The 26,857-nt window shown below is 31.0% G+C and carries 25 protein-coding genes; 24 read left to right on the top strand and 1 reads right to left on the bottom strand.

Translation table 11 applies throughout. From position 1 onward, the window contains the following. The first annotated feature begins 308 nt into the window (after positions 1-308). Together KGNDJEFE_RS09145 and holA are read left to right on the top strand one after the other, a co-directional pair. Positions 309-1,628: a ComEC/Rec2 family competence protein gene (locus tag KGNDJEFE_RS09145; RefSeq protein ID WP_006440897.1), complete on the top strand. Its 1,320-nt coding sequence runs from the start codon at positions 309-311 to the stop codon at positions 1,626-1,628. After that, positions 1,588-2,619 (top strand): DNA polymerase III subunit delta, encoded by a 1,032-nt coding sequence (gene holA, locus KGNDJEFE_RS09140; protein WP_006440898.1) that lies wholly within the window; start codon positions 1,588-1,590, stop codon positions 2,617-2,619. The genes KGNDJEFE_RS09145 and holA overlap by 41 nt, the downstream gene beginning before the upstream one ends. A gap of 387 nt (positions 2,620-3,006) precedes the next feature. Here the strand turns inward: holA and rpsT are convergent, their stop codons facing one another. Further along, positions 3,007-3,273, bottom strand: coding sequence for a 30S ribosomal protein S20 (gene rpsT, locus KGNDJEFE_RS09135; RefSeq protein ID WP_040410674.1), 267 nt, complete (start codon positions 3,271-3,273; stop codon positions 3,007-3,009). A 394-nt stretch (positions 3,274-3,667) separates the two neighbouring features. Here rpsT and lepA point away from each other — a divergent pair, with 394 nt between their 5' ends. The 22 genes from lepA to mgtE all read left to right on the top strand — a co-directional run bounded on the left by lepA (position 3,668) and on the right by mgtE (position 26,812). Further along, a complete protein-coding gene (gene lepA / locus KGNDJEFE_RS09130; protein WP_006440900.1) occupies positions 3,668-5,473 on the top strand; it encodes a translation elongation factor 4 in 1,806 nt (601 codons plus the stop codon). Between the two features lie 69 nt (positions 5,474-5,542). After that, positions 5,543-6,889, top strand: a complete 1,347-nt coding sequence (locus tag KGNDJEFE_RS09125; RefSeq protein ID WP_006440901.1) for a CCA tRNA nucleotidyltransferase — start codon at positions 5,543-5,545, stop codon at positions 6,887-6,889. A 222-nt stretch (positions 6,890-7,111) separates the two neighbouring features. Further along, on the top strand, positions 7,112-7,978 hold the full coding sequence (locus KGNDJEFE_RS09120; RefSeq protein WP_006440903.1) for a nitroreductase family protein: 867 nt from the start codon (positions 7,112-7,114) through the stop codon (positions 7,976-7,978). A 180-nt stretch (positions 7,979-8,158) separates the two neighbouring features. Beyond that, positions 8,159-9,289, top strand: coding sequence for a radical SAM family heme chaperone HemW (hemW, locus tag KGNDJEFE_RS09115; protein WP_006440904.1), 1,131 nt, complete (start codon positions 8,159-8,161; stop codon positions 9,287-9,289). A 249-nt stretch (positions 9,290-9,538) separates the two neighbouring features. Next, positions 9,539-10,558, top strand: a complete 1,020-nt coding sequence (hrcA, locus tag KGNDJEFE_RS09110; protein ID WP_050754686.1) for a heat-inducible transcriptional repressor HrcA — start codon at positions 9,539-9,541, stop codon at positions 10,556-10,558. A gap of 27 nt (positions 10,559-10,585) precedes the next feature. Further along, positions 10,586-11,167 carry a nucleotide exchange factor GrpE gene (gene grpE, locus KGNDJEFE_RS09105; protein ID WP_006440906.1) on the top strand — a complete coding sequence of 194 codons (582 nt, stop codon included), beginning with the start codon at positions 10,586-10,588 and terminating at the stop codon, positions 11,165-11,167. An 81-nt stretch (positions 11,168-11,248) separates the two neighbouring features. Beyond that, positions 11,249-13,087: a molecular chaperone DnaK gene (gene dnaK, locus KGNDJEFE_RS09100; RefSeq protein ID WP_148881840.1), complete on the top strand. Its 1,839-nt coding sequence runs from the start codon at positions 11,249-11,251 to the stop codon at positions 13,085-13,087. A 197-nt stretch (positions 13,088-13,284) separates the two neighbouring features. Further along, on the top strand, positions 13,285-14,460 hold the full coding sequence (dnaJ, locus tag KGNDJEFE_RS09095; RefSeq protein WP_006440909.1) for a molecular chaperone DnaJ: 1,176 nt from the start codon (positions 13,285-13,287) through the stop codon (positions 14,458-14,460). A gap of 354 nt (positions 14,461-14,814) precedes the next feature. After that, positions 14,815-15,249 (top strand): hypothetical protein, encoded by a 435-nt coding sequence (locus tag KGNDJEFE_RS09090; RefSeq protein ID WP_006440910.1) that lies wholly within the window; start codon positions 14,815-14,817, stop codon positions 15,247-15,249. Between the two features lie 178 nt (positions 15,250-15,427). Further along, on the top strand, positions 15,428-16,375 hold the full coding sequence (gene prmA / locus KGNDJEFE_RS09085; RefSeq protein WP_040410675.1) for a 50S ribosomal protein L11 methyltransferase: 948 nt from the start codon (positions 15,428-15,430) through the stop codon (positions 16,373-16,375). A 70-nt stretch (positions 16,376-16,445) separates the two neighbouring features. After that, a complete protein-coding gene (locus tag KGNDJEFE_RS09080; protein ID WP_040410699.1) occupies positions 16,446-17,198 on the top strand; it encodes a 16S rRNA (uracil(1498)-N(3))-methyltransferase in 753 nt (250 codons plus the stop codon). Further along, positions 17,199-18,497: a tRNA (N(6)-L-threonylcarbamoyladenosine(37)-C(2))-methylthiotransferase MtaB gene (gene mtaB, locus KGNDJEFE_RS09075; protein WP_006440913.1), complete on the top strand. Its 1,299-nt coding sequence runs from the start codon at positions 17,199-17,201 to the stop codon at positions 18,495-18,497. It begins immediately after the preceding gene. Positions 18,498-18,605: 108 nt separating this feature from the next. Beyond that, entirely contained in the window at positions 18,606-18,956 is a 351-nt protein-coding gene (locus KGNDJEFE_RS09070; protein WP_006440914.1) for a histidine triad nucleotide-binding protein, read from the top strand. Between the two features lie 199 nt (positions 18,957-19,155). Continuing rightward, complete coding sequence (gene rpsU / locus KGNDJEFE_RS09065; protein WP_002844447.1) at positions 19,156-19,335, top strand: 30S ribosomal protein S21; 180 nt, start codon at positions 19,156-19,158, stop codon at positions 19,333-19,335. Between the two features lie 30 nt (positions 19,336-19,365). After that, the gene (locus KGNDJEFE_RS09060; protein WP_006440915.1) at positions 19,366-19,809 is read left to right on the top strand and encodes a GatB/YqeY domain-containing protein; all 444 of its coding nucleotides are present in this window, start codon (positions 19,366-19,368) and stop codon (positions 19,807-19,809) included. Positions 19,810-20,140: 331 nt separating this feature from the next. Next, positions 20,141-20,689 carry a ribosome hibernation-promoting factor, HPF/YfiA family gene (gene hpf / locus KGNDJEFE_RS09055; RefSeq protein ID WP_040410676.1) on the top strand — a complete coding sequence of 183 codons (549 nt, stop codon included), beginning with the start codon at positions 20,141-20,143 and terminating at the stop codon, positions 20,687-20,689. A 153-nt stretch (positions 20,690-20,842) separates the two neighbouring features. Further along, complete coding sequence (locus tag KGNDJEFE_RS11915) at positions 20,843-21,982, top strand: rubredoxin-like domain-containing protein (RefSeq protein WP_006440917.1); 1,140 nt, start codon at positions 20,843-20,845, stop codon at positions 21,980-21,982. A 191-nt stretch (positions 21,983-22,173) separates the two neighbouring features. Further along, complete coding sequence (locus KGNDJEFE_RS09045; protein WP_006440918.1) at positions 22,174-23,175, top strand: PhoH family protein; 1,002 nt, start codon at positions 22,174-22,176, stop codon at positions 23,173-23,175. Between the two features lie 58 nt (positions 23,176-23,233). Next, on the top strand, positions 23,234-23,695 hold the full coding sequence (gene ybeY / locus KGNDJEFE_RS09040) for an rRNA maturation RNase YbeY (RefSeq protein WP_006440919.1): 462 nt from the start codon (positions 23,234-23,236) through the stop codon (positions 23,693-23,695). A 35-nt stretch (positions 23,696-23,730) separates the two neighbouring features. After that, on the top strand, positions 23,731-24,462 hold the full coding sequence (locus tag KGNDJEFE_RS09035) for a diacylglycerol kinase (protein WP_006440920.1): 732 nt from the start codon (positions 23,731-23,733) through the stop codon (positions 24,460-24,462). Between the two features lie 26 nt (positions 24,463-24,488). Next, positions 24,489-25,388 carry a GTPase Era gene (era, locus tag KGNDJEFE_RS09030; protein ID WP_006440921.1) on the top strand — a complete coding sequence of 300 codons (900 nt, stop codon included), beginning with the start codon at positions 24,489-24,491 and terminating at the stop codon, positions 25,386-25,388. A gap of 38 nt (positions 25,389-25,426) precedes the next feature. Beyond that, on the top strand, positions 25,427-26,812 hold the full coding sequence (gene mgtE, locus KGNDJEFE_RS09025; protein ID WP_040410677.1) for a magnesium transporter: 1,386 nt from the start codon (positions 25,427-25,429) through the stop codon (positions 26,810-26,812). Positions 26,813-26,857 lie beyond the last annotated feature (45 nt).

The following is a 26,857-nucleotide window of genomic DNA, read 5'->3' as shown; positions in this document are numbered from 1 at the left end:
CTTTTTAATTTCTGTGTTTTGATTTTTGATTTATAAACCTTTTATTTTATATATAATCATAGTATGAGATTTATGTTTACTAGAATAAATTAAAATTAAATAAATGTCAACTATAACTATAAAATAAGTTTACCTAAATACAAAGGTAAACTTATTATTTTATTTTTGGTTTACGCTAGATTTTTTATTGTTATCTTAAAAAAATAATGTATTTATTTGAATTATATAAATAATAAAAAAAGTTTTATGAATATATTTTTGAAAAGTGTCAAATATAAAAGTAGAAAGTAATGAGAGGTGGTTAACATATGGAGAAAAGTAGAAGTTTATTTGAACGTTTAAAAGTATTTTTTGTTAGAAGACCATCTGTAATTTTATTCTTTTTTATATTTGCTATTTCTGTTTTGTCTACCAAAGGTGAATTAGTGGATTCAGTTGATGCAAATCAAACTATTTATATTAGAGGTACAGTCGTTTCTGAGGTGAAAAAAGAGAGATACACTCAATATAGGATAGGAGAGTGTCTGGTAAATGACTATTCTGAAAAAGCAGATTTAGAAGTTGGAGATATTGTAGAGGCTATAGGAAAGTCAAAGGCACTTTCTGATATGAAGTTTGATGATTTTAATTATGGAAGGTATTTAAAAAGTACTGGTATAGAAGTTTATTGTGTTATGAGCGAATGTAAGAAAGTTGGGATTAGTAAAGCTTATAAGATGATAGGGGCGATTAGAGAATATATAAAGGATACAAATGCGTATCTGTATAAGGAAAAGTCTGATTTTATCAATTCTATGCTTCTAGGTGAGAAGGATCTTATGAGTGATGAGGATAAGAGGATGTTTTCAAGAACTGGTGTGAGCCATATTATAGCCGTTTCTGGACTTCATGTAGGAATATTGTGTACGTTGGTTGGATTTATTGGAAGAAGAATAAATATAGCTTTTAATATGGTAATTGTTAATATTGTCTTATTTATATATTTTTATATAGCTGGAGGAAGTCCATCTATTGGAAGGGCAGTTGTATCTTCTGTATTTGCTGATATATGCTTTGTGGTGGATAGAAAAAGGGATGGAATTAGCACACTTGCTATAATTGCTTCTGTGATGATATTTTTAAATCCATTTGTAATATATAATACAGGGTTTCAATTAAGTTTTTTAGCTACTTTTTCTATAGTTTATTTTTATCCTATTATAAACAAGAGGATAAAATTTTCAGCAGCATCGGTTACAATAGCGGCAAATATAATGACGCTACCGATAATAGTATATAGTTTTGATGGGATTTCTATATTATCAGTTATAAGTAATGTTTTGGCAGTTCCATTTGTAGCATTTGTCGTGTATATAGATGTTGCAAGTATATTTTTATTTGAAATATTTCCGTTTATTGCGAGCATTGTAGCGGGATTAAATTCTGTAATTATAACGATAATTTATTTTATCCTAGAAAAAGTAGATGAAATATGGTTTTCATACATACAATTTACTCAATTAGACTTTAGTTTTCTTGTGATTTATTATATAATAATTATTCTAGGCATAATTTATTATGAAATCAAAGTCGTAGAGGAGCAAAGAAATGGATTACAAGGATATTATCGGAGGAATGAAACAGAATAATTTTGAGAGAGTATATCTTTTCTATGGAAAAGAATATTATCTTATAGAAAATTCAATAAAAATGTTAAAATCTGGCTTAAATGAGAGTATGCTTGATTTCAACTTTGATGTTATAGATGGAAAAGAGGTTCAGTTAGATCAGCTTCTTAGTTCGATAGAAACATTTCCGTTCATGGATGAAAGAAAAGTTGTAATAGTTAAAGACTTTGAGCTTTTTAATGGAAATAAGAAGAATTTTACAGATGCAGATGAAAAATACTTTATCGAAAGACTAGATAATATACCGGACACTACTGTACTAGCATTCATAGTTTATGGAGATATAGATAAGAGAAAGTCTATATATAAGAAAGTAAACAAGGTTGGTACTGTATGTGAATGTAAGAAATTAGATGGAATGGATCTTTTCAAATGGGTAAAAAGAGAATTCTCTAGACTTGATGTAAATGCGGAAAATGCTACAATAGCCTACTTTATAGAGCAACTTGGATATAGAGATAAAAACAGCGATATGACTCTTACAGATGTAAAAAATGAGATATTTAAAATGGGGTCTTATGCTGGATCAGGCAGCACACTTACAAACGAGATAGTAGACAAACTTTCTCCTAGAAAAGTTGAAAACAATGTATTTAGAATGATAGATAATATAGGAATGAAAAATGCGTCTGTTGCAATGAAAATATTCAAAGACATGGTATTTGACGGTGAGCCAGTACTTAGAATAATGAGCTTAATATCTAGACAATTTAGAATAATACTAAACGTAAAAGACATGCAAAAAGAAAACATGAAAATCAAAGAAATTGCAACAACACTAGGAGTACAAGAATTCGTTGTAAAAAACGCTGCAAAACAGGGAACAAACTTCTCTGATGACAAACTAACAGAAATAATGAACTACATACTAGAAAGCGAATACAGAATAAAAAATGGACTAATCGGTGACGAAGCAGCCATAGAAATACTAATAGGAAAATACTGCAAATAAGCAATGTGGCAAAAGAGCGGTTACATCTCTTCGCCACAGTTTATAAAACTGATTCGAAATAAGTTAATATATATATTTATAAAAATAAAAAAGGTAGTTTTGGATATTTTTTCAAAACTACCTTTTTTATTTGTTATTATTATCGGTTTCTAATATATAGTTTTTGCAATCGCATTTATTAGCGTACTATTTTGGAAACGAGCACAGATTAATTTGCAACGACAATTCTGCAAGCGCCCCGCAACATTGAAATGTGTTACATAAATGGGTGGGGCGCTGAAGCCTGGAGTGCAAATAATCGTGCTTGGATACAAAATAGGCTAAAAAGGCAATAAAAAAACCCCCTTTAGCGAACAGGGGGTCATATATGTCATATTAAACTGGTAATTAAGCGTTCATACCGTTTAATTTCTGAGCTAATTTAGCTACTTTTCTTGATGCAGCGTTTTTATGTATAGTTCCTTTAGAAGCTACCTGGTATATTCTTTTCTGTGCGTACTGGAATCTAGCTTTAGCTTCTTCTACGTTTCCTGCTGCAACTGCTTCATCAAATCTTCTTATAGCTGTTTTAACCTGAGATTTTCTTACTCTGTTTAAAGCAGTTTTCTTTTCTATAACACTTATTCTTTTTTTAGCTGATTTTATGTTTGCCATTCTATTCACCTCCCACAATAACTTTATTAAATAATCACTCATCGTCAACATATTAGATTTTAACAGAATTATAAATAAAAATCAAGGAAAAATATTTATTTATTTTTTATATTTTTCACAACTTGATTTGGTTATAATTTTGCTCTGCTAAAATACAGTCAATTATAAATTATACTAGGAGAATACAAAAAAATCAATTAAAAAAACAAAAAACTAGAAAAATATTTGTCACTTCTTTATTGAACAATGACTTTTTTATTTACATAAAGCAAGAGATAAAGTAAAATAATAGGTATGATATAAAAGCGTAACTGCGCTCATAAACGGAAAAAATGAATTTAGCGTAATAAATCGCTTTGAAATAGAGAATAATTTTGAAAGGGAGGAAACTTAATTGTCAAGCAGACAGAGTAGAACAAGAAACTTTAGTATAATTGCACATATAGACCACGGGAAATCTACTTTAGCAGATAGATTAATACAGACTACAGGTCTTGTAAGCGAAAGAGATATGAAATCTCAGCTTCTTGATAACATGGATCTTGAGAGAGAAAGAGGAATAACAATCAAATTACAGAATGTTAGACTTAAATATCAGGCTAATGATGGTGAAGAATATTATCTTAATTTAATAGATACTCCAGGTCACGTCGATTTTAACTATGAGGTATCAAGAAGTTTAGCAGCTTGTGAAGGAGCTCTTTTAGTTGTAGATGCAGCACAGGGTGTTGAAGCTCAGACATTAGCTAATGTGTATCTAGCTTTAGATCAGGACCTTGAAATACTTCCAGTTATAAATAAGATAGACTTACCAAGTGCCAGACCAGAAGAAGTAAAAGCAGAAATAGAAGACTATATAGGACTAGATGCATCTGATGCACCACTTATATCAGCTAAGAACGGAATAAACATAGAAGATGTATTAGAAGGTATAGTAAATCATGTACCAGCTCCAGAAGGAGATTCAGAAGCTCCTTTAAAAGCTTTAATATTTGACTCATACTATGATGCATACAAAGGTGTTATAGCTTATGTAAGAGTATTTGAAGGTACTGTTAAAAAAGGCATGACAATAGAAATGATGAATACTAAGAAGAAATTCGAGGTAACAGAAGTCGGTGTTATGGCTCCTAACCCAACAGAGCTTCCAGAATTATCTGCAGGGGATGTTGGTTATATAGCAGCGAGTATAAAAGATATAAGAAGCTGTCGTGTTGGGGATACAATAACTGACGCTGATAATATGACAGCTGAGCCATTACCAGGATATAAAAAAGCAACTCCAATGGTTTACTGCGGTATATATCCAGGTGAAGGAGAAAAATACGAAAATGTAAGAGATGCCCTTGAAAAATTACAAGTAAACGATGCAGCTTTAGAATTTGAAGCTGAAACATCTGCAGCTCTTGGATTTGGATTTAGATGTGGATTCCTTGGATTATTACACATGGAAATAATGCAGGAAAGATTAGAAAGAGAATTTGACCTTAATATAGTAACAACTGCACCATCTGTTATATACAGAGTTACAAAAACTGATGGAGAAGTTGTTATGATACAGAACCCAGCAAACTTACCTGAACCAGGTGAAATACAGATGATAGAAGAGCCTATAGTTAAAGGTGATATAATAGTTCCAAAAGATTTCGTAGGGGCTGTTATGGAGCTTTGTCAGGAAAGAAGAGGAACTATGCACAATATGGAATATATTGATGATAGAAGGGTTATGCTTCACTACGACCTACCTCTAAATGAAGTTATATACGACTTCTTTGATGCGTTAAAATCAAGAACTAGAGGATATGGATCATTAGATTATGAAATGAAGGGATATGTACCTTCTAAACTTGTTAAACTTGATATACTTATCAATAAAGAACAGGTCGATGCACTTAGCTTCATAATCCACGAAACAAAAGCATTTGTAAGAGGAAAAGCTATGTGTGAAAAACTTAAAAATGAAATACCTAGACATCAGTTTGCAGTTCCAATTCAGGCAGCTGTTGGAAATAAGGTAATAGCAAGGGAAACAATAAGTGCTTTAAGAAAAGACGTTCTTGCAAAATGTTACGGTGGGGATATCTCTCGTAAAAGAAAACTTCTTGAAAAACAGAAAGAAGGTAAGAAAAGAATGCGTCAGATTGGTAGCGTAGAAGTACCACAGAAAGCATTCATGTCAGTTCTTAAACTTGACGACTAATAAAATAGAATACAAAAATAATTTGGCTGTTGCATTTGATATGTGTAACAGCCTTTTTAGAAGATTGGAGTGATTTTTTTGATAAAATTGCCAGAAACAACAGAGTATATAATAGAAAAAATAGAAAAAAATGGATTTGAGGCATTTGCAGTAGGTGGATGTATAAGAGATAGTCTACTTGGACGAGTGCCAAATGATTGGGATATAGCTACATCTGCAAAGCCAGAAGATATAATGAATATATTTGAAAATACTGTAGAAACAGGTATAGAACATGGTACTGTCACTGTAGTGATAGATAAGGAACCGTATGAAGTAACTACATATAGAATAGATGGAGATTATACAGATGGAAGACATCCAGATAGTGTAGAGTTCACTGAAAATATAGAAGAAGATTTATCTAGAAGAGATTTTACTATAAATGCTATGGCGTATAATAATTCTACTGGATTGGTTGATGTGTTTGGTGGTAGAGATGATCTTAAAAATAAGGTAATAAGATGTGTTGGAGATCCAATAAAAAGATTTGAAGAAGATGCACTTAGGATGATGAGGGGAATTAGATTTTCTGCACAACTTGAATTCTCTATTGAGAATGATACATTCAAAGCGATAGAAGAAATGTCGGATTTAATCTCAGCAGTATCTATTGAGAGAATAAATGTAGAATTTACTAAGACATTGATGTCAGATGCAAAAAAAATAATGATTTATCATGAAAGTGGAATACTAAAAAATATACTACAAGAGCTGTATAAGATAGATAGTGAAGATTATAATAGAGAATTTTCGGCTGTAGAAATGATAAAAATGGGTGTTAATTGTGCTGATTTATGTAAAAAAGATTTAGCTTGTAGGTTAGCTGGATTCTTTATTTATATAAATGAAGCTATTGGACTAGAGAATACTAGAAAAATATTGAAAAAGATGAGATATGATAATAAAACAATTTCTAAGGCTTGTGAGCTTTTAAAATACGGTATGAGAAATATCTCCAATAATAAAGAGGATTTAAAGTATTTACTTATGAAATTGGATAGTGTAGAAATGTTGGAGGATTTAATTGATTTAAAGGCTGCTGAAGTAGATACATATTTAGAAGAAAGAAAAAGTAAATTTGAAGAAAAAAGTGAAGAAGAGAAGAAAATTGAAAGTGTAGGGATAGAAGTATTAGAAGCATTTACAGTAGAAGCTCTTATAGTACTAAATAACGTAGAAAATACTTTAAAAGAAATTGTGGATAACGGCGAATGTTTTAGAGTTAAAGATTTAGATATAAATGGAAAAGATTTAATAGCAGCTGGAATAAAACCAGGCAAGGAAATAGGAGAAATGCTAAATAAAATCTTAAAAGAAGTAATAAAAAATCCAGATATAAATAAAAAAGAAAAATTATTAGAAATGATAAAATAATTTTAAAAATATTTGGAGTGGATAATCTATAGAAATATGTTTTGTTTGTAGATATCGATAAAAATAGAATATATAATCAAATTTATAAAAAATTGAAAAAATTTAAAAAAAGTCGGTTTGAATTACGGTTAAAAGGGTATATAATGAACATAAAGAATTAATAATTATGTATCGGCTTTTTAAATTAAGATTATTTATTTGTCGGTAGAAGGAGAGTACAAAATGATGGATTATAAGAATTTAATAATGAACTCAAAATCAGTTAGAAGTTTTAAAGAAAAAGAAGTTGAAGCTAAAAACTTAGAAGAAATAAAAAAATATATAGAAACAGCTAAAGTTCTAGTTCCTGGTATAGAAACAGAATTAAAATTCTATGACAAAGGTGAAGTATATGACAAAATGGAAGGATTAGCTGGATACAATGGATTCCTTATAGATGCACCACACTACATGCTTTTACTTTCAGATAAAAAAGATAATTATATAGAAAATGCTGGATATATAGCAGAAAACGCAAGATTAAAAGGTGTAGAATTAAAAATAGATTCTTGCTGGATAACATTTGATGACGGAAAGAAAATACTTGAAAATATAGGAATAGTAACTGATAAAGAATTAGTTGCATTAGTAGCATTTGGATATGCTGATGAAGCTAAGAAAAAAGTTTTAAAAGCTACTAAAACTGGAGAAAACTATTCTCAGTCAGAAATGGAAAAAGCAATGGCAGAACCTGCATCAGATAGAAAAGCTATAGAAGAAATAGTATTTATGGATAAATGGGGACAGGCAGCAGATATAGAAGATCTAGAAACAAGAGCTTTATTAGATGCATTCTCATATGCTAGACTAGCTCCTTCAGCACTTAACAAACAGCCATGGAGATTTATAGTTGATGGTGGTAAAATAGTTCTTGTTGTTGATAAAGAAGAATTAAAAGACGAATACGAAGGAAAAATAGCTTCTGGTATAGTTATGTTATACTTCGGAGTAATAGTGGATACAACTCTTATGGATTCTAAATGGGTATTTGATGCAAGTGGATATGAAGTACCTGCTGAATATAGAGTAGTTGGATACTGCAATATATAAATTAAATTGTTTTATATGGATGCCTTGGATTTTCTGAGGCATCTTTTTTATTACATTAAAATTGATACTATATTTCCTCGCTAGGATTCTACGCATCGCTTTGATTTTGTAATACATTTATGTGTTGCGATGCGTCTTTAGATTGTATAAAATAATAATTATTAAAAGGAGGAATGTTTGATGTTTGGAGTTTATATACATATTCCGTTTTGTGTAAAGAAGTGTAAATACTGTGATTTTAATTCGTTTAAAATGAATTTATGTGATAAGAAGAGATATTTAGATGATTTAAAGAAAGAGATAAAGATGTATTCTGGTGAATGTGCTGATAGAATAGTAGATACTATTTTCTTTGGAGGAGGGACTCCTAGTATTTTATCTTGTGATGAGATTGAGAGTTTGATGAAGTGCGTTAAAGATAGTTTTAATATTTCTGATGATACCGAGATTACTATGGAATGTAATCCTGGTACTATTGATAGGAAAAAGTTAGAAACTATTAAAAGAAGTGGAATAAATAGGCTGAGTATAGGCCTTCAAGCTGTTCAAAATCATCATTTAAGTTATATAGGGAGAATTCATACTTATGAGGAGTTTGAGAAGAATTTTAAAGAGGCTAGAAGTGTAGGTTTTGATAATATCAATATAGATCTCATGTTTGCACTTCCTAATCAGACTGAGGACGATTGGAAAGAGAGTTTGGAAAAGGTTGTTGGATTAAACCCTGAGCATATTTCTGCGTATTCTCTTATAATGGAAGAGGGAACAGAGCTTTTTGATATGTATGAGCGAGAAGAGTTTGAACTTATGGACGAGGATAGAGATATAGAGATGTATGAATACACTATTAACTATCTAAAAAACAATGGATATAATCAGTACGAAATATCTAATTATTCTAAAGAAGGTAAAGAGTGTAGACACAATATAATCTATTGGCAGTGTGATAACTATCTTGGACTTGGTGCAGGTGCAGCTGGATATCTTGCTAGAGATAGATATACAAATGAGTCAAATTTAAATAGTTACCATAAAAAAATAGAAAGTGGGAAAAAGCCTATTATAAGTGTAGAAAATCTTTCTGATGAGGAAATGATGGAAGAAATGGTGTTTATGGGATTAAGAATGAACTCTGGAATTAATAGAATTGATTTTAAAAATAGATTTGGAGTTGAATTCTGTGATAAATATAAAAAACAGGTAGAGGATTTGGCTGAGAGAGGACTCTTATCTGTAGTTGAGGAAAATATAAAACTAACTCAAAAGGGAAGAGAGATATCTAATAGTGTATTTTTAGAAATATTATCTTAGATAAGAGTGATAATGATATGTTGATTAGCACTCTAGCATGCTAGTGGACAATTAATAAAAAGAATATTGAATTTGCAATAAAGAAATCTGATTATAGTATAATTGGATTTCTTTTTTGTGTTCAAAAATAATTTTTAAAAAGTTTTTTCAAAAGATGTTGACAAAAAATTCTAATGGTGTTATAAAATAAGTATAAGCTTTTTAGCACTCTTAAACGATGAGTGCTAATAAAGTAAGAAGGTGATGAATTTGGAATTGAATGAGAGAAAATTAAATATACTTAAAGCGATAGTTAAAGATTATATTGATACAGCAGAGGCTATCGGTTCTAGAACAATTTCAAAGAAACATGATTTTGGAGTTAGTGCAGCGACTATAAGAAATGAAATGGCGGATTTGGAAGAGCTAGGATATCTAATACAGCCTCACACATCTGCAGGTCGTGTTCCTTCAGTTAAAGGATATAGATTATATGTTGATTCTTTAATGAACAAGGGAGAGCTTACTGATGAGGAAAAAAGATTAATTGAAAACTGTATGCAAAACAATATAGACAATATAAATGGTTTAATTCATGAAACATCAAAGATGTTATCAAAATTAACCAATTATACTACAGTAGCTATTACAAAGAGTATAGCAAACAACGTAATAAAATATATACAGTTGGTAAACTTAAATGAAAACGAGATACTTTTAATAGTAGTTTCAGCAAAAGGTGATGTAAAGAAAGCGAACATACCAGTAAGAGAAAACATTGAACAAGCTAAACTAAATCTTATATCAGATAGTTTAACAAAAAGACTTGCTGGAAAGAGTGTAGCTGACTTAGATGAAAACTTTATATCATATGTAAAATATCAGATTGGTGAGTTTTCAATGATAGTCGATACATTAATAGATGTTCTAAATGGTGAAGAGTCAGATGATGATTATTCACTTACATTAAATGGAGCTACAAACATTTTCAATTACCCTGAGTTTAACGACATAATAAAAGCTAGAGAATTTTTAAATCTAGTAGAAGAAAAAGATGCCGTTACAGATCTTATTAAACAGAAGGGTATTCAAAAGGATAATCTAAATATTTTAATAGGTAATGAAAATGGAAAAGGTCTTGAAAAAGATTGTAGTGTCGTAACAGCTACATATAATGTAGACAATAATACATTAGGAAAGATAAGCTTTATAGGACCTACAAGAATGGATTATGCTAGAGTTTGCTCAATAATAAATTATATGAGCATTTTACTAAATAAAAAGAAATAAAACAGCGATTTGCTGATTGACTGAGGGGTGTATGTCTTGGAAAATAATAAAGGTATAAACGAGGAGACAAAAGATACTAAAACGGCTGAGAAAGCTCAGAATGAAGAAGTAAATGTTTCTAATGAAGAGATAGAAGGTGAAGCAGAAAACGTAACAGATATAAATGCTAAACTTGAAGAAAAAAAATTAAAAGATGAAATAGCGGATTTAAATGATAAATATCAGAGACTTCAAGCTGAGTATGCAAACTACAGAAGAAGAACTAATGAAGAAAAAGAAAATATAGGAATATTTGCCAATGAAAAAATAATGGCAGAACTTATTCCTGTTATAGACAATATGGAAAGAGCTTTAGATTCAGCAGATAAAGGTACAGCAGTTTATCAGGGTGTTGAGCTAGTTTTAAAACAGCTTTTAGATACTCTTGGTAAATTTGGTCTTAAAGAAATACCAGCTGAAGATGAGCCTTTCGATCCAAACTTCCATCAGGCAGTTATGCAGGATCATATATGTGGTGTAGAACCTGGTAAGGTTGTAGATGTGCTACAAAAAGGATATAAATTAAATGAAAAAGTTGTAAGAGCAACTATGGTAAAAGTTTCTTGCTAATAAATAGCAAATAAATTAATTAAATGAAAAGGTAAATTACAAATCATAATATGATTTATAATCATAAAGGAGGAAATTAAAATGGCAAAAGTAATAGGTATAGACTTAGGTACAACAAACTCATGTGTAGCAGTATTAGAAGGTGGAGAACCACAGATAATACCAAACTCAGAAGGTATGAGAACTACTCCTTCAGTAGTAGCTTTCACTAAAGATGGAGAAAGAATAGTTGGGGAACCAGCAAAAAGACAGGCAGTAACAAATGCAGATAGAACTATAAGCTCAATAAAAACTCATATGGGTACTGACTACAAAGTAAATATAGATGGAAAAGATTATTCACCACAGGAAATATCAGCAATAATACTTCAGAAATTAAAATCTGATGCAGAAAGCTACTTAGGTGAAAAAGTAACAGAAGCAGTTATAACTGTTCCAGCATACTTCACAGATGCTCAGAGACAGGCAACTAAAGACGCTGGTAGAATAGCAGGACTTGAAGTTAAGAGAATAATAAATGAACCAACAGCAGCATCACTTGCTTACGGTATGGATAAATTAGATCAGGATAAAAAAATATTAGTATTCGACTTAGGTGGAGGTACATTCGACGTTTCATTACTTGAAATAGGTGATGGTACTTTCGAAGTTTTAGCTACAGCTGGTAACAACAGATTAGGTGGAGATGACTTCGATAAAATAATAATAGACTACTTAGCAGAAGAATTCAAAAAAGCTGAAGGTGTTGATTTAAGAAACGACAAAATGGCTCTTCAGAGATTAAAAGAAGCTGCTGAAAAAGCTAAAAAAGAATTATCTTCAACAATGAGTACAAATATAAACCTTCCATTCATAACAGCAACTGCAGAAGGTCCAAAACACTTAAACATAGATTTATCAAGAGCTAAATTTGAAGAATTAACAGCAGGATTAGTTGAAAAAACTATGGAACCAATGAAGAGAGCTATATCAGATGCAGGAATATCAGTTTCTGAAATAGATGACGTATTACTAGTTGGTGGTTCTACAAGAATACCAGCAGTTCAGGAAGCTGTTAAAAAATTCATAGGAAAAGAACCTCACAAAGGTATAAACCCAGACGAATGTGTTGCAGCTGGTGCTTCAATACAGGCAGGTGTATTAACTGGTGAAGTTAACGACTTATTATTATTAGACGTAACTCCATTATCATTAGGTATAGAAACATTAGGTAATGTATTCACTAAGATAATAGAAAGAAATACAACAATACCAACTAAAAAATCTCAGGTATTCTCAACTGCAGCAGATAACCAGACAGCTGTTGATATACATGTACTTCAGGGTGAAAGAAGTATGGCTTACGATAATACTACATTAGGTAGATTCCAGTTAACTGATATACCACCAGCAATGAGAGGAATCCCTCAGATAGAAGTTACTTTCGATATAGATGCTAACGGTATAGTTCATGTTACAGCTAAAGATTTAGGAACTGGAAAAGAACAGAAAATAACTATAACTTCTAACACTAACTTATCTGAAGAAGAAATAGAAAGAAAAGTAAAAGAAGCTGAAATGAATGCAGAAGCAGATAAAGCTAAAAAAGAAAAAATAGAAGCAGTTAACCAGGCTGAATCAACAGTATATCAGACAGAAAAAACTTTAAAAGAAGTTGAAGATAAAATAAGCGCTGATGATAAAGCTGAAATAGAAAAAGCAATAGAAAACGTAAAATCTGTAAAAGATAAAGAAGATGCATCAGCAGAAGAAATCAAAAATGCTATAGATGAATTAATGCAGAAATTCCAGAAAGTATCTGAAGTAATGTATCAGCAGGCACAGCAGCAAGCAGGTGCTGAACAGGCAAATGAAGGATCATCTTCAAATAATGACAATGTATATGATGCAGACTTCAAAGAAGTAGATGAAGATAAATAATATCTAACCTTTAGTATTAAATAACTGAATGTGATTATTCCAGGAAAAAAGACTATATAGCTTGTAATTGACCTGTGAATAAAGTAAGATATTAAAGTAGAATTATAAAGTATGAATGATAGCTTGTAGTTTTAAATATTCTACAAGCTATTGTTTTATTGTAGAAAGTTTGAGAAAGGAAAAGGCGGTGTCACAGGTTGAGTAGTAAAAGAGATTATTATGAACTTCTTGGCGTTGAAAAGACAGCAACAGCTCAGGAAATTAAAAAAGCATATAGAAAACTAGCTATGAAATATCACCCAGATAGAAATCCAGGTGATAAAGAAGCTGAAGAAAAATTCAAAGAAATAAATGAAGCATATGAAGTATTATCAGATGAGGAAAAGAGAAAAAGATATGATCAGTTTGGTCCAGATGGCGTAAATGGTCAAGGAGGATTCGGTGGTCAAGGTGGCTTTGGCGGCTTTGGTCAGGGTGACTTCAGTGGATTTGGCGGATTTGAAGATATATTTGGAGATATATTCGGTGGCGGATTCGGCGGATTTGGAGGATCTGGCTCAAGAAGAAGAGGTCCAGTAAGAGGTGCTGATATAAGACAGAGAGTAAGAGTTACATTTGAAGAAGCTGCAAAAGGTGTTAAAAAGGAAATAAAAGTAACTAGAAATGAAGAATGTAGCGAATGTCATGGTACAGGAGCAAAACCAGGTACTTCTAAGAAAACTTGTCCAAACTGTAATGGTACTGGTACAGTTAGAAGTGTACAGAGAACACCATTTGGTAATATAGCAAGTACTAAGACTTGTCCAAACTGTAATGGTACTGGTGAAATAATAGATACTCCATGTTCTAAATGTAAGGGAACTGGTAGTGTAAGAAAAACTAAGACTATCGAAGTTGATATACCAGCAGGTATAGATGATGGACAGATGATAAAATTATCTGGACAGGGTGAATTTGGTGAACCAGGAGCTCCAAAAGGAGATTTATATATAATAGTAGAAGTTACTCCTCATGAAATATTCAGAAGAGATGGATACGATATTTATATAGATATGCCTATAACATTTGTTCAGGCAGCACTTGGTGATGAGATAGAAGTGCCAACTCTTGATGGTAAGGTTAAATATACTATACCAGAAGGTACTCAGACAGGTACAGTATTTAGATTAAGAGATAGAGGTATAAAACGTATTAGAGGTAATTCTAATGGTGATCAGTATGTTAAGGTCAATGTAGAAGTGCCTAAGAAACTTTCTGAAAAACAGAAAGAATTATTAAGAGAATTCGCAGGTGAATGTGGGTCGAAAGAACACGAAAAAAAAGCCACATTCGGGGAAAAAATAGATAGATTATTTGGAAAGAAAAAGAAATAAATAATGAAAAGAGATGTCCAAGATTTTTCAAGGGCATCTTTTTTTAACTTCAAATCGAATCTAAACTCCTCTCCAGGCTTCGGCACATCGCATTTATTCTATAACACATTTATATGTTGCGATGTGCCTCCAGATTGTCGAGAGCATATTAGATTCGATATTGAAGTTTAAAGTTAGTTTTTATGAAAAATCTTTAGGACATCTCTTTTTCATTTTATTTCCCCAAAGTAGAAGATTTTGGTAAAAGTAGATAAAAAAGAAAATTTATCTTGAAAGATTGGTTTATTAATGGTATTTTTTGTAATGAGAAAAATTTGTGAATAGTTATGAAAGGTTTAGTAAAGGAGAGTAGTAATGGAAGAGAAGAAAGGGTTTAGTATAAATTGGGTAGAGACTGGGAAGTTGTTTTTAGCAGCTTTAGTTATTTTTACGCTTAAACATTTTGTTGTTAATTTTGCTGGGGTTGAGTTTAGAAATAATGAGACTACTAGCATGGGTGGAGTTCTTTTAGGGCTAGTGTTTGTGGCAATGGTGCTTGAATACTGGAAGGGATTCCATATTATAGGGAAAGGCGATGGAAAAGGAGCAAGTATTATAGCTGGTATAGGTGCTGGTATATTTGCAAGTTCTATAATGAATTTCTTTATAACTGTTGTGGTTGCAGCGATAGTATTTGGTATTTTAGATTATTTCTTATCTGGTAAAAGAGAAAAGGAAAGATTAGAGAGAGAAGCTAGAAAGCCTAAACACGATGGCAAAAAGAAGACATCTAAGAAGAAAAAAAAATAGTTAGTTTTTTATAAGGTTGTGCTATGAAGATTTAGTAGCACAACCTTTTTTTCTAGAAAGAAAAGATAATAGATAAAAATTGTTATATAGTATGATATAATAAAAGGTAATGTAAAATGGAAAATTTTGACCATGTGTCAATTTAAAGAATAATATTTTTTAGATGGAGGTTACAAAAATGGGAAATTGGATAGAAGTAACAATTAGAACAACTACAGAAGCAGTTGAGGCTATAACAAATATACTTTATGAAAATGGAGCAGCAGGGGCTATGATAGAAGACCCTAATGACTTCAAATTCCAGAAAAAACACGAATATGATTGGGATTATGTTGAAGAAGAAGTATTCAACAAAAGTGGAGAAGACTGCGTAAAAATAAAAACATATATATCTGAAGAAAAAAATGTACCAGAATTCGTTGAAAATGTAAGACATAGAATATCTACACTTAAAGATTTCGGTATAGATCCAGGTGAAGGAAGTGTGTCTTTAGATACAGTTAATGAAGCTGATTGGGCGAATAACTGGAAAAAATACTACAAACCAACTAAAGTAGGTGAAAAGATAGTTATAAAACCATCTTGGGAAGAATACGAAGAACAGGATGGAGATATAGTTATAGAGTTAGATCCAGGTATGGCATTTGGTACAGGTACTCACGAAACAACTAGTATGTGTATATGCCAGTTAGAAAAATACGTTACTCCAGATGCTAAGGTATTCGATATAGGTTGTGGTAGTGGTATATTAGCAATAGCAGCTGCTAAATTAGGTGCTAACGATGTAACAGCAGTTGATTTAGATGAAGTAGCTGTTGAAGTTGCTAAAGAAAATGTAAAAGAAAGTAATGTAGAAGATAAAGTTACAGTACTTCATGGAAACTTAACTGATGTTATACATGACAAAGCAGACGTTGTTGTGGCTAATATAATAGCAGATATAATAAAAATACTTGCTAAGGATGTACAGCAGTTTATGAAAGAAGATGCTGTGTTTATATCTTCAGGTATAATACTTGCAAAAATAGATGAAGTAGTAGAAAGTCTTGAAGAAAATGGATTTGAAATAGTAGAAGTTATCAGAAAAGGAGAATGGTCTGCTATAGTATCTAAAATAAAAAAATAAATCTTGATTAGAGATTTTGTAGAATAAAAATTTATTTTAAAAGGATATTATTATGGATTGGACATGGACTATGGATAGATTTTTTGTAGACAAGAACAATATAAATTTAGAAGAAAATACATGCATCATAGAAGGTGAAGATGTAAAGCATATAACAAAAGTTCTTAGATATAGAGAAGGCGAAAAACTTGAAATCTGTGACGGAGAAGATAACGAGTATGTTGGTGAAATAAAATCTATGTCTAAAGAAGAAGTTTGTCTAGATATAATAGACAAAAGAGATATAAAAAGAGAGTCTAAGCTAAGAGTTAGAGTATATCAGGGAATGCCAAAAGGTCCTAAAATGGAGTATATTCTTCAGAAATTAACAGAAGTTGGAACTGATGAAATAATTCTAGTAGATACTAAGAGAAGTGTTGCAAAAGTAGACGGTAAAAAAGAAGATAAAAAGCTTGAAAGATGGGAAAGAATCATCTATGAAGCAGCTAAACAGTCTAAGAGAGGAAAAATTCCTACATTAAAAGGGGTTTTAAGTTTTAAAGAAGCTCTTGAGGATATGAAGAGAAATGATTATAATATTTGCCCTTATGAAGACGAAAGAAATATACCTTTAGTTAAAGAGATAAGAGGGCTTGATATAGAAAGTATAGGAATATTTATAGGACCAGAAGGTGGAATTGCTGACGAAGAAATAGATGCACTTAAAGAAAATGGAGCAAAAGTAGTTACTCTTGGTCCTAGAATTCTTAGAACAGAAACTGCATCTACTGTAGCCTCAGCACTTGTACAATATGAATTAGGTGATTTAGGAGGAGAAATATAAGTGAAAAAAGTTGCTTTTTACACACTTGGATGTAAAGTAAACCAGTATGAAACAGAAGCTATGATAGAATTATTTGAACATGCTGGATATGAGCACGTTCAGAGTGAAGAATATGCAGATGTTTATGTTATAAATACTTGTACTGTTACTCACATGAGTGATAGAAAATCAAGACAGTATATAAGAAGAGTTAAGAAAAAGAACCCAAACTCTGTAATAGCGGTTGTAGGATGCTATTCTCAGGTTGCTCCAGAGGAGATACTAGATATAGAAGAAGTAAATCTAGTTATGGGTACTAATGATAGAAGACATATCGTTGAAAAGGTAGAGGCTGTTACATGCAATGATAAGGTGTCTACAGTAGACGATATAATGAAGGTAAAAGAATTTGAAGAAATAGAAATAACTCAGACTAATGGTAGAACTAGAGCGTTTATGAAAATTCAGGATGGATGCGATAGATTCTGTACATATTGTATAATTCCTTATGCAAGAGGAAGAGTTAGAAGTAGAGATCTTGATAATATAGTTGAAGAAGTTAAATTATTGGCTTCTAAGGGCTATAAAGAGGTAGTACTTACTGGAATACACGTTGCATCTTATGGAAAAGATATAAAGGACAAAGAAGTTAAATTACTAGACGTTATAAAAGCTGTAAATGAAATAGATGGTATAGAAAGAATAAGAACTAGTTCAGTTGAACCGATATTATTCACTGATGAGTTTGTAGAAGAAATTTCTAAAATGAATAAAGTTTGTCCTCACTTCCATTTATCACTACAGAGTGGATGTGATGCTACATTAGATAGAATGAACAGAAGATATACTACTAAAGAATATAAAGAAATAGTAGATAGATTAAGAGAAAAAATGCCGGATGTTGCTATAACTACAGATGTTATAGTAGGATTCCCTGGAGAAACTAATGAAGAATTTAAACAGACTTATGAATTCTTAAAAGATATAGAATTAGCACAGATGCACATATTCAAATATTCTCCAAGAAAAGGTACTCCAGCAGCTAAGATGGACAACCAGATAGATCCTCAGGTAAAACATATGAGAAGTGAACAACTTATATCTCTATCTAAAAATAATTTCGATAAATTTGCTGAAAGATTTATAGGAAGAGAAATGGATGTTTTATTTGAAGAAACTACTAAGTCTGGAAATTATGAAGGGCTTACAATGAACTATATGAGAGTTGAAGCTCCAAGTGAAGAAGATATTTCTGGACAGATAAGAAAAGTAAAAATAACTGGAATAAAAGAAGACTATGTTGAGGGTGTATTAATATAGTATAAAAATAAATCCTTCTGATTTTACCAATTAATTTGGTGAAAAAAGAAGGATTTTTTATTTTGGTGTAGAAATTTATAAAGATAACAAATCGGAGGTGAAATAATTATGGATTGTATATTCTGTAAAATAGCAAATGGAGAAATACCATCATCAAAAGTTTATGAAGATGATAAAATATTAGCGTTTAACGACCTTAATCCTGTTGCGCCATATCATATACTTGTAATACCTAAAAAACACTATGCTAGTATATTAGACGTGCCAGCAGAAGAAATGGGTATAATAGCTGATATACACAATGCTATAAACACAATAGCTAAAGAAAAAGGATTCGATAAAACTGGATTCAGAATAATAAACAACTGCGGTGAAGATGGTGGTCAGGAAGTTAAACACATACACTACCATGTACTAGCAGGTAAAAAACTTCCTAACTACGAAGCAGAAGAAAAATAGGAATATTTTCCTAGATAAATCTTAGCGAAATGTATGATTGGGTAATTTTAAAAAAATGTTAAAAAAAATGTCGGATTAGGAATAAAAATACTTGATAAAAGTAAAGATTTAGTTTATACTAGATTAAGTGTTAGGTTTGTAATCCTTAACAGTTGTTACAGTCCCAGCATAATTGCGCTATCGGAGGGAGGGAAAAAGAATGTCAGAAGTTAGAGTAAGAGAAAATGAATCATTAGACAGTGCTTTAAGAAGATTTAAACGTCAGTGTGCAATGTCTGGCATAATGTCTGAAGTTAGAAAAAGAGAACACTACGATAAACCAAGTGTAAAACGTAAGAAAAAAGCTGAAGCAGCTAGAAGAAAAAACGCTAAAAGATAGTAGCAAATAAAAACAAAGAGGTGAGGGGAAATGACCCTTAAACAAAAATTACAAGAAGATCTAAAGACTTCAATGAAAAACAAAGATACATTGAGAAAATCAGTTATAACTTTAATAAGATCTTCAATAAAGCAGGTAGAAGTTGATAAACGAATCGAATTGAACGATGATGATATTATAGATATAATATCAAAACAGCTAAAACAGCGCAATGACAGTTTAGAACAATTTCTAGATGCTGGAAGGGAAGATTTAGTTGAAGAGACTAGATCAGAAATAGAAGTATTAAAAGAGTACCTACCTCAACAATTAAGCGAAGAAGAGCTAAATGAGATTGTAAAACAGACTATATCTGAAGTAGGAGCAACTTCTATGAAGGATATGGGAAAAATAATGTCAGTTATAAAACCTAAAACAAAAGGTAGAGCTGATGGAAAACTAATTAATAAATTAGTTAAGGAAAACTTACAATAAATATGTATATATGGCCTGGATATTTTATCCAGGCTTTTAATCTTTTTTTGTAAAAAAATAGTTTATATAAAAATAAAAAATATAGTCAAATTAAAAAATAATTATAAAAAAAGATATAGATTTAAAAGTCTATATCAATGAATTTCATATAAATAAAAATGACAGTGAAATTGACACTCGGTTATATTTATAATAACACACTTTCAATTTAAAAAAAAGTCTGTAAATTCGCATAAATATAAGTTATTATATATATAAGCTAAAAAAACATATATCAAACATAAAATATACTAAGGGAAAACGGTATATGTCAGCGAAGGGAGAGAGTTTTATGAGAGTTACAGTAACTGGAAAACATGTTAAATTAACAGATGGAATAAAAGGGTATACAGAAGATAAACTAAAGAAACTTGGAAAATACCTAGATGAAGATACAGAAGTTAAGGTAACTGTTAGCGCTGGGAAAAATAGACAGAAGGTAGAAGTTATGATACCTAATGTAAATGGTCACACAATAAGAGTGGAAGAAGAACAGGATAATTTATATCCAGCAATTGATTTAGTTTGTGATAAGTTAAGCAGACAGATTATAAAATATAAAGATAAATTTAAAACTAGAGTACCAGGCAACTTCTCTATAAGATATGAAGGAATAGAAGAACTAGCTCAGGAATTAGATTACGAAGTAGAAGAACCAGAAGTAGTAATAGAAAGAAGAAAAAAATTCAATTTAAAACCTATGAGTATAGAAGAAGCTATACTACAGATGAATTTAACAGACCATGATTTCTATATGTTTAAAGATCGGGAAAGCTTCGAAATATGCTTAGTATATAAGAGAAAAGAAGGCGGATATGGATTAATAGAACAGGAAGTTTAAATTATATAAATCCATAAATAGATAGTATATAAAATGTAAACAAGGGAGTTGTCAATTGGCAACTCCTTTTTTAAAATATAACTATAAAAATGTTTAACAGATAGTAAATTTGGGTAAACATATACTATATGAATTTTAAGGAGGAAACAAATTATGGATATGAAAGTTTTACAGAACTTATCTTATGGACTTTATACAATAGGTACATTAAAATATGGAAGAAAAGTTGGGTGTGTTGTAAACACAGTGTTCCAGGTTTCTGCGGATCCGGCACTAATATGTATAAGTATGAACAAAGATAACTTTACACATGATTGTATAAAAGAAGAAGGAAGATTTAGTGTATCTATATTATCAGAAGATACAGATCCAGCTATAATAAGAGCATTTGGTTTCCAGTCATCTGAAAAGAATGACAAATATGATGGTTTCAAATATGATTATGTAGATAAAATGCCAGTAATGGTTCAGGATATAAGCGGATATTTAATATGTGAAGTTGTATCATTTACAGATGCAGCAACACATTCTTTAATACTTGCTAAAGTAACAAATTCAGGATTTGTAGGAAAACACAAACCTATGACTTATGATTATTATCATAAAGTAATAAAAGGTAAAGCACCAAAGAATGCTCCTACTTATGTTGAAGAAGAAGTTAAAAAAGAAGAAGCTCCTAAAGCAGAAGGAAAAGTAAGTTACTACTGTGATGTATGTGGATATGTATACGAAGGAGATATAACAAAAGAGCCAGACGACTATAAATGTCCATTATGCCATATGGATAAATCACACTTTGTAAAAGTTGAAGAAGAACCAGTAGAAGAAAATGTAAGCTACTACTGTGATGTATGTGGATATGTATACGAAGGAGATATAACAAAAGAGCCAGATGACTATGTATGTCCATTATGTGGAGTAGATAAGTCACACTTTATAAAATCTGAAGAAAAATCTGTTGCAAAAGAAGAAGTTAAAAAAGAAGAACCAAAAACAGAAGATGCAGGAGTAAGCTACTACTGTGACGTATGTGGATACGTATATGAAGGAGATATAACAAAAGAACCGGATGATTATGTATGCCCATTATGTGCAGTAGATAAATCACACTTTATAAAAGTAGAAAAAGAAGAAGCAGTAAAAGAAGAGGAAGAACCAAAAACAGAAGATGCAGGAGTAAGTTACTATTGTGATGTATGTGGATACGTATACGAAGGAGATATAACAAAAGAACCAGACGATTACGAATGCCCATTATGTCATGTAGACAAATCTCATTTTATAAAACAGTAAATAAGATATATTATATAGGCTGTCACAAAATTTGTGACAGCCTTTTTTTAGTTTATTTCATAATAAAAAATTGAAATTCAAATTTATTATGAAATAAGCAATAAAAATGGTATAATATAGAATGTGGAATTATATTTATATAATGAAACAAAAAGTTTTAATAAAGCTTTAAGCTGGGAGGAAAGAAAGAATTGATTATACAAAAGAAATTTCTTATATCAGAGCCAAATTTTGAAAGAGAACTATTTGGAAACTTTGATGAAAATATTAAGCTTATAGAAAAGTCACTAAATATAGATGTAACACTTAGAGAAGGAAACCTTATTTTGATAGGTGAAGAAAAAAATGTAGAAGCAGCAAATAGTTTAATGAATGAACTACACACTACAGTATCTAAAGGGAAATCGCTAGATAAACAGTCTATACTATATTCATTATCTCTTCTTAATGATGGAGATGAAAATAGAATACAGGAACTTGAAGGTACAATAGTCCTTACTAAGAAGGGTACTCCGGTTCAGCCAAAGACTTTAGGACAGAAAGAATATGTTAAATTAATAGAAAATAATGATATTACTTTTGGTATAGGTCCAGCAGGTACTGGTAAAACATACCTAGCAGTTGCGATGGCGGTTCAAGCATTTAAAAGAGATGAAGTAACTAGAATAGTACTTACAAGACCAGCAGTAGAGGCAGGAGAAAGTTTAGGATATCTTCCGGGTGATTTACAGGAAAAAATAGACCCATATTTAAGACCGCTTTACGACGCATTATTTGAAATGCTAGGTGGAGATAAAGTTAATAAATACATAGAAAGAGGAATTATAGAAGTTGCACCTCTTGCATTTATGAGAGGTAGAACACTTGATAATGCATTTATAATACTGGATGAAGCACAAAATACCACATCTGAGCAGATGAAGATGTTCCTTACAAGACTAGGATTTGGATCAAAAGCTGTAGTAACAGGAGACGTTACTCAGACAGACCTTCCTTCAAATAAGAAAAGTGGTTTAGTTCAGGCTACATATATATTAAAAGATGTCAATGGAATAGGTATCAAAGAACTGACAGACAGAGATGTTGTTAGACATGAGCTTGTTCAGAGAATAATAAAGGCATACGATAAATATGAGAAAAAAGAAGCCTACAAAAGAGAAAAGAAGGAAGAAAGAAAAAGACAGAATAAATAATCTGTTGTATTAAAAATTAAATAAATTATTATAAAAATTAAATAAGCAGGTGGAAATTATGAGATATATATTTGATGATAGACAGGACAAAATAGATATAAAAGATGAACTTTATGAAAAAATAGAGGATATAGTAGAAGAAGTATTAGATTATGAAGGATACAGTGATGATTACGATATAAGTATATCTTTTGTAGACAATAAGGAAATACATGAGCTTAATAAACAGTTTAGAGGTGTTGATAGAGCTACAGACGTACTATCATTCCCTATGTTATCTGATGAATTTGAAGATGTAGAATATGAAGAAATGTCTTTAGGTGATATAGTTGTATCACTTGAAAGAGCTCTTGAGCAGAGCATAGAATATGGACATAGTTTTGAAAGAGAAGTTTGCTTTTTAGTATGTCATAGTATGTTCCATTTATTAGGTTACGACCATGATACAGATGAAAATACTAGAGAAATGAGAGAAAAAGAAGAAGCAGTTCTTACTAAACTAAATATAACTAGAGATTAGTTTTTACTAATATTTGAAAAAGGGAGTCGAGTCCTATGGAAGAAAATGGTAAGAAAAAAAAGAAAAAGAAACAAAACATAATCAGATCATTTAATGCTGCAATAGAGGGTGTTATATATACATTCAAATCAGAAAGAAATATGAAAATTCATTATATGATAGCTTTTGGAATATTAGTAGTGAGTTTGCTATTTAAGTTATCAAAGCTAGAATTTATAATGCTTTTAGTTGCTATAACACTTGTTATAGTAGCGGAAATGTTCAATACAGCTATTGAAAAAACTGTAGACTTGGTTACATCTGAGTATCATGAATTGGCAAAGATAGCTAAAGACGTAGCAGCTGGTGCGGTATTAGTCGTATCATTAAATGCTGTTGCAGTAGGATATATAATTTTCTATGATAAGTTGACCGAGCTTTCAGGATATCTTATTTATTCTATAAGAGAATCAGAAATGCATATAACATTAATATGTATAGTTATGGTGCTTTTAGCAGTTGTTGTTGCAAAGGCACTTACAAATACAGGAACTCCATTAAAAGGTGGAATGCCTAGTGGGCATGCAGCACTTTCATTTGCAATAGCCACAGCTATAACACTTATGACAGAAAGAGTAGAAGCATCAACACTAGCATATTTGATGGCATTCCTTGTTGCACAGAGTAGAATAGAAGGAAAGATACATACATTTTGGGAAACTGTAGCAGGAGGTGTACTGGGTACATTAATTGCAATACTAGTATTCCAATTGGGTCTTTTCTATTAATTTATAAAAAGTTAGGAGAATAATATATGTTTAAATCAGGTTTTGTCAGTATAGTAGGTAGACCAAATGTTGGTAAATCTACTTTGATGAATAATGTTGTCGGTGAAAAAATAGCTATAATGAGTGATAAACCACAGACAACAAGAAATACAATTCAGGCAGTGTACACTGATGATGAATCACAGGTGGTATTCCTAGATACTCCTGGTATACACAAACCAAAAAACAAACTAGGAGAAATAATGGTAAAAGCTGCTACAGATGCATTTAGTAATGTTGATTTAATACTATTTGTTGTAGATAGCTCAAGAAAAATAGGACCTGGAGATAGAAGAATAATGGAAGATCTTAGAGGATCAAAAACTCCAATAGTTCTAGTAATAAACAAAATAGATCAGATAGAGGACAAAGATGAATTATTCGACATAATAAAAATGTACGATGATGAAAAAATGTTTAAAGAAATAGTGCCTATATCTGCATTAAAAGGTAAAAATGTAAAAACTCTTATAAATGTTATCAAAGAAGACTTAGAAGAGGGGCCAAAATACTTCCCAGATTATATGGTAACAGATCAGCCAGAAAGAGTCCTAATAGCTGAGCTTATAAGAGAAAAAGTTCTTCATTATGTTGATGACGAGGTACCACATGGGGTAGCAGTTGAGATAGAAAGAATGAAGGCTAGAAAAGATAAAGAAATAATAGATATATCTGCGGTTATTTACTGTGAAAGAGATTCTCATAAGGGAATAATCATAGGTAAAGGCGGTAGAAAACTAAAAGGAATAGGAAAATCTGCAAGACAGGATATAGAATTACTTTTAGGTTCTCAGATAAATCTTCAGTTATGGGTAAAAGTTAAAGAAAACTGGAGAAACTTACAGAATTATATCAATAATTTTGGGCTCAATGATAATAGCAAATAATTGTATTCAATACAAAATATATTAAAAAGGTGGATAAAATGGACAGGACGCAAGAAACATCACAAGATTTATTAGACGAGGTCAAGTCGTTAATTGAAAATCACAAATACTTCGAACTTAGAGAACTATTAGAGGAATATCATATTATAGATATATATGATGTTATGGAAAACTTAGAAGACGAAGGAATGCAGGTAAAATTATTTGAAATACTTCCAAGTGATATGGCAGCTTCTATATTAGAAGAAAGTGGAGTGGAATTTTTCAGTAGAATGATTTCTAAACTAGAAATAGAGCATGCTAAAAATATATTAGAATGTATGTCATTAGGCGATATGGCAGATATTTTAAATGAGCTTGAAGAAGATGAAAGATTAAAGATCATCGATTACCTAAATCCTGAGGATGCTGAAGAGGTTAAAGAGCTTCTATTCTATGAAGACGATACAGCAGGTGGAACTATGACAAAGGGATACATATCTATAAATAAGGATATGACGGCACTTCAGGCTATAGAAAAAATGAGAGAAGAAGCAGAAGATGCAGAAACTATCTATTATATATATGTAGTAGATGATGAGGAAAAATTAGTCGGTGTTCTTTCTCTTAGAGAACTTATAGTAGCTAGAGATGAGGCTATAGTAGAAGATCTTATGATAGAAAATCTTATATCAGTTTATGACTATGAAGATAGAGAAGAAGCAGTTAGATTGGTATCAAAATATAATTTAGTTGCAATTCCGGTTGTAGACAGAGAAGGAAAGCTTAGAGGAATAATAAAAGTAGATGATATCATAGATGTTATGGAAGAGGAAGCTAATGAAGATATGTATAAGTTAGCAGGAAGCTCTGAACACGAAAGAGATACAGCAGAAGATGAAAATTCTACTTTATCACAGCAGATACTATCATCAATAAGAGGTAGAATGCCTTGGCTTTTATTAACTTTAATCGGAGGATTATTGGCTTCAAGTTTAATGGCAAACTTTGATACGTTAATAAGAACAAATTTTGTGGAACTTCTATTCTTTGTTCCGTTAGTTATAGGAATGGGTGGAAATGTAGGATGCCAGGCATCTTCAGTTACAATAATAACTCTATCTAATAGAGAAATATCAGGTAAAGATATTGCAAAAGAAGCTCTAGTTGGAATAATTACAGGGTTAATATGTGGAATAATTACAGCAGCAGTAATATTATTTGTTAAACATAATGTGAATATGGCTTTAGTTATTTCAATTTCTCTATTTGTAAATATGGTAATAGGAGCTTTAATAGGTGTATTAGCACCAGTCATGCTTACTAAAATGGATTCAGATCCAGCAACAATATCTGCACCAGTTATCTCTACTATTTTAGATATAATTGGAATAGGAGCTTATTATTTAACGTCTAGTATGCTACTTTCACAGATAATAGGATAATAAATTAAAGATTATAATAATATAAATATATAAAAGTTAATGAAA

The organism is Peptacetobacter hiranonis (genome assembly GCF_008151785.1).
Lineage (GTDB): Bacteria > Bacillota > Clostridia > Peptostreptococcales > Peptostreptococcaceae > Peptacetobacter > Peptacetobacter hiranonis.
This window is presented reverse-complemented; position numbering and strand designations above follow the sequence as displayed.

Bases quoted from the DNA above. Each gene is read 5' to 3' on its own strand.
- KGNDJEFE_RS09035 (WP_006440920.1), top strand. From the start codon at position 23,731: ATGGAAGAAAATGGTAAGAAAAAAAAGAAAAAGAAACAAAACATAATC.
- KGNDJEFE_RS09070 (WP_006440914.1), top strand. From the start codon at position 18,606: ATGGATTGTATATTCTGTAAAATAGCAAATGGAGAAATACCATCATCA.
- rpsU (WP_002844447.1), top strand. From the start codon at position 19,156: ATGTCAGAAGTTAGAGTAAGAGAAAATGAATCATTAGACAGTGCTTTA.
- KGNDJEFE_RS11915 (WP_006440917.1), top strand. From the start codon at position 20,843: ATGGATATGAAAGTTTTACAGAACTTATCTTATGGACTTTATACAATA.
- holA (WP_006440898.1), top strand. From the start codon at position 1,588: ATGGATTACAAGGATATTATCGGAGGAATGAAACAGAATAATTTTGAG.
- KGNDJEFE_RS09120 (WP_006440903.1), top strand. From the start codon at position 7,112: ATGATGGATTATAAGAATTTAATAATGAACTCAAAATCAGTTAGAAGT.
- hpf (WP_040410676.1), top strand. From the start codon at position 20,141: ATGAGAGTTACAGTAACTGGAAAACATGTTAAATTAACAGATGGAATA.
- dnaK (WP_148881840.1), top strand. From the start codon at position 11,249: ATGGCAAAAGTAATAGGTATAGACTTAGGTACAACAAACTCATGTGTA.
- KGNDJEFE_RS09060 (WP_006440915.1), top strand. From the start codon at position 19,366: ATGACCCTTAAACAAAAATTACAAGAAGATCTAAAGACTTCAATGAAA.
- prmA (WP_040410675.1), top strand. From the start codon at position 15,428: ATGGGAAATTGGATAGAAGTAACAATTAGAACAACTACAGAAGCAGTT.
- KGNDJEFE_RS09145 (WP_006440897.1), top strand. From the start codon at position 309: ATGGAGAAAAGTAGAAGTTTATTTGAACGTTTAAAAGTATTTTTTGTT.
- era (WP_006440921.1), top strand. From the start codon at position 24,489: ATGTTTAAATCAGGTTTTGTCAGTATAGTAGGTAGACCAAATGTTGGT.
- mgtE (WP_040410677.1), top strand. From the start codon at position 25,427: ATGGACAGGACGCAAGAAACATCACAAGATTTATTAGACGAGGTCAAG.
- hemW (WP_006440904.1), top strand. From the start codon at position 8,159: ATGTTTGGAGTTTATATACATATTCCGTTTTGTGTAAAGAAGTGTAAA.
- ybeY (WP_006440919.1), top strand. From the start codon at position 23,234: ATGAGATATATATTTGATGATAGACAGGACAAAATAGATATAAAAGAT.
- KGNDJEFE_RS09080 (WP_040410699.1), top strand. From the start codon at position 16,446: ATGGATAGATTTTTTGTAGACAAGAACAATATAAATTTAGAAGAAAAT.
- rpsT (WP_040410674.1), bottom strand. From the start codon at position 3,273: ATGGCAAACATAAAATCAGCTAAAAAAAGAATAAGTGTTATAGAAAAG.
- KGNDJEFE_RS09090 (WP_006440910.1), top strand. From the start codon at position 14,815: ATGGAAGAGAAGAAAGGGTTTAGTATAAATTGGGTAGAGACTGGGAAG.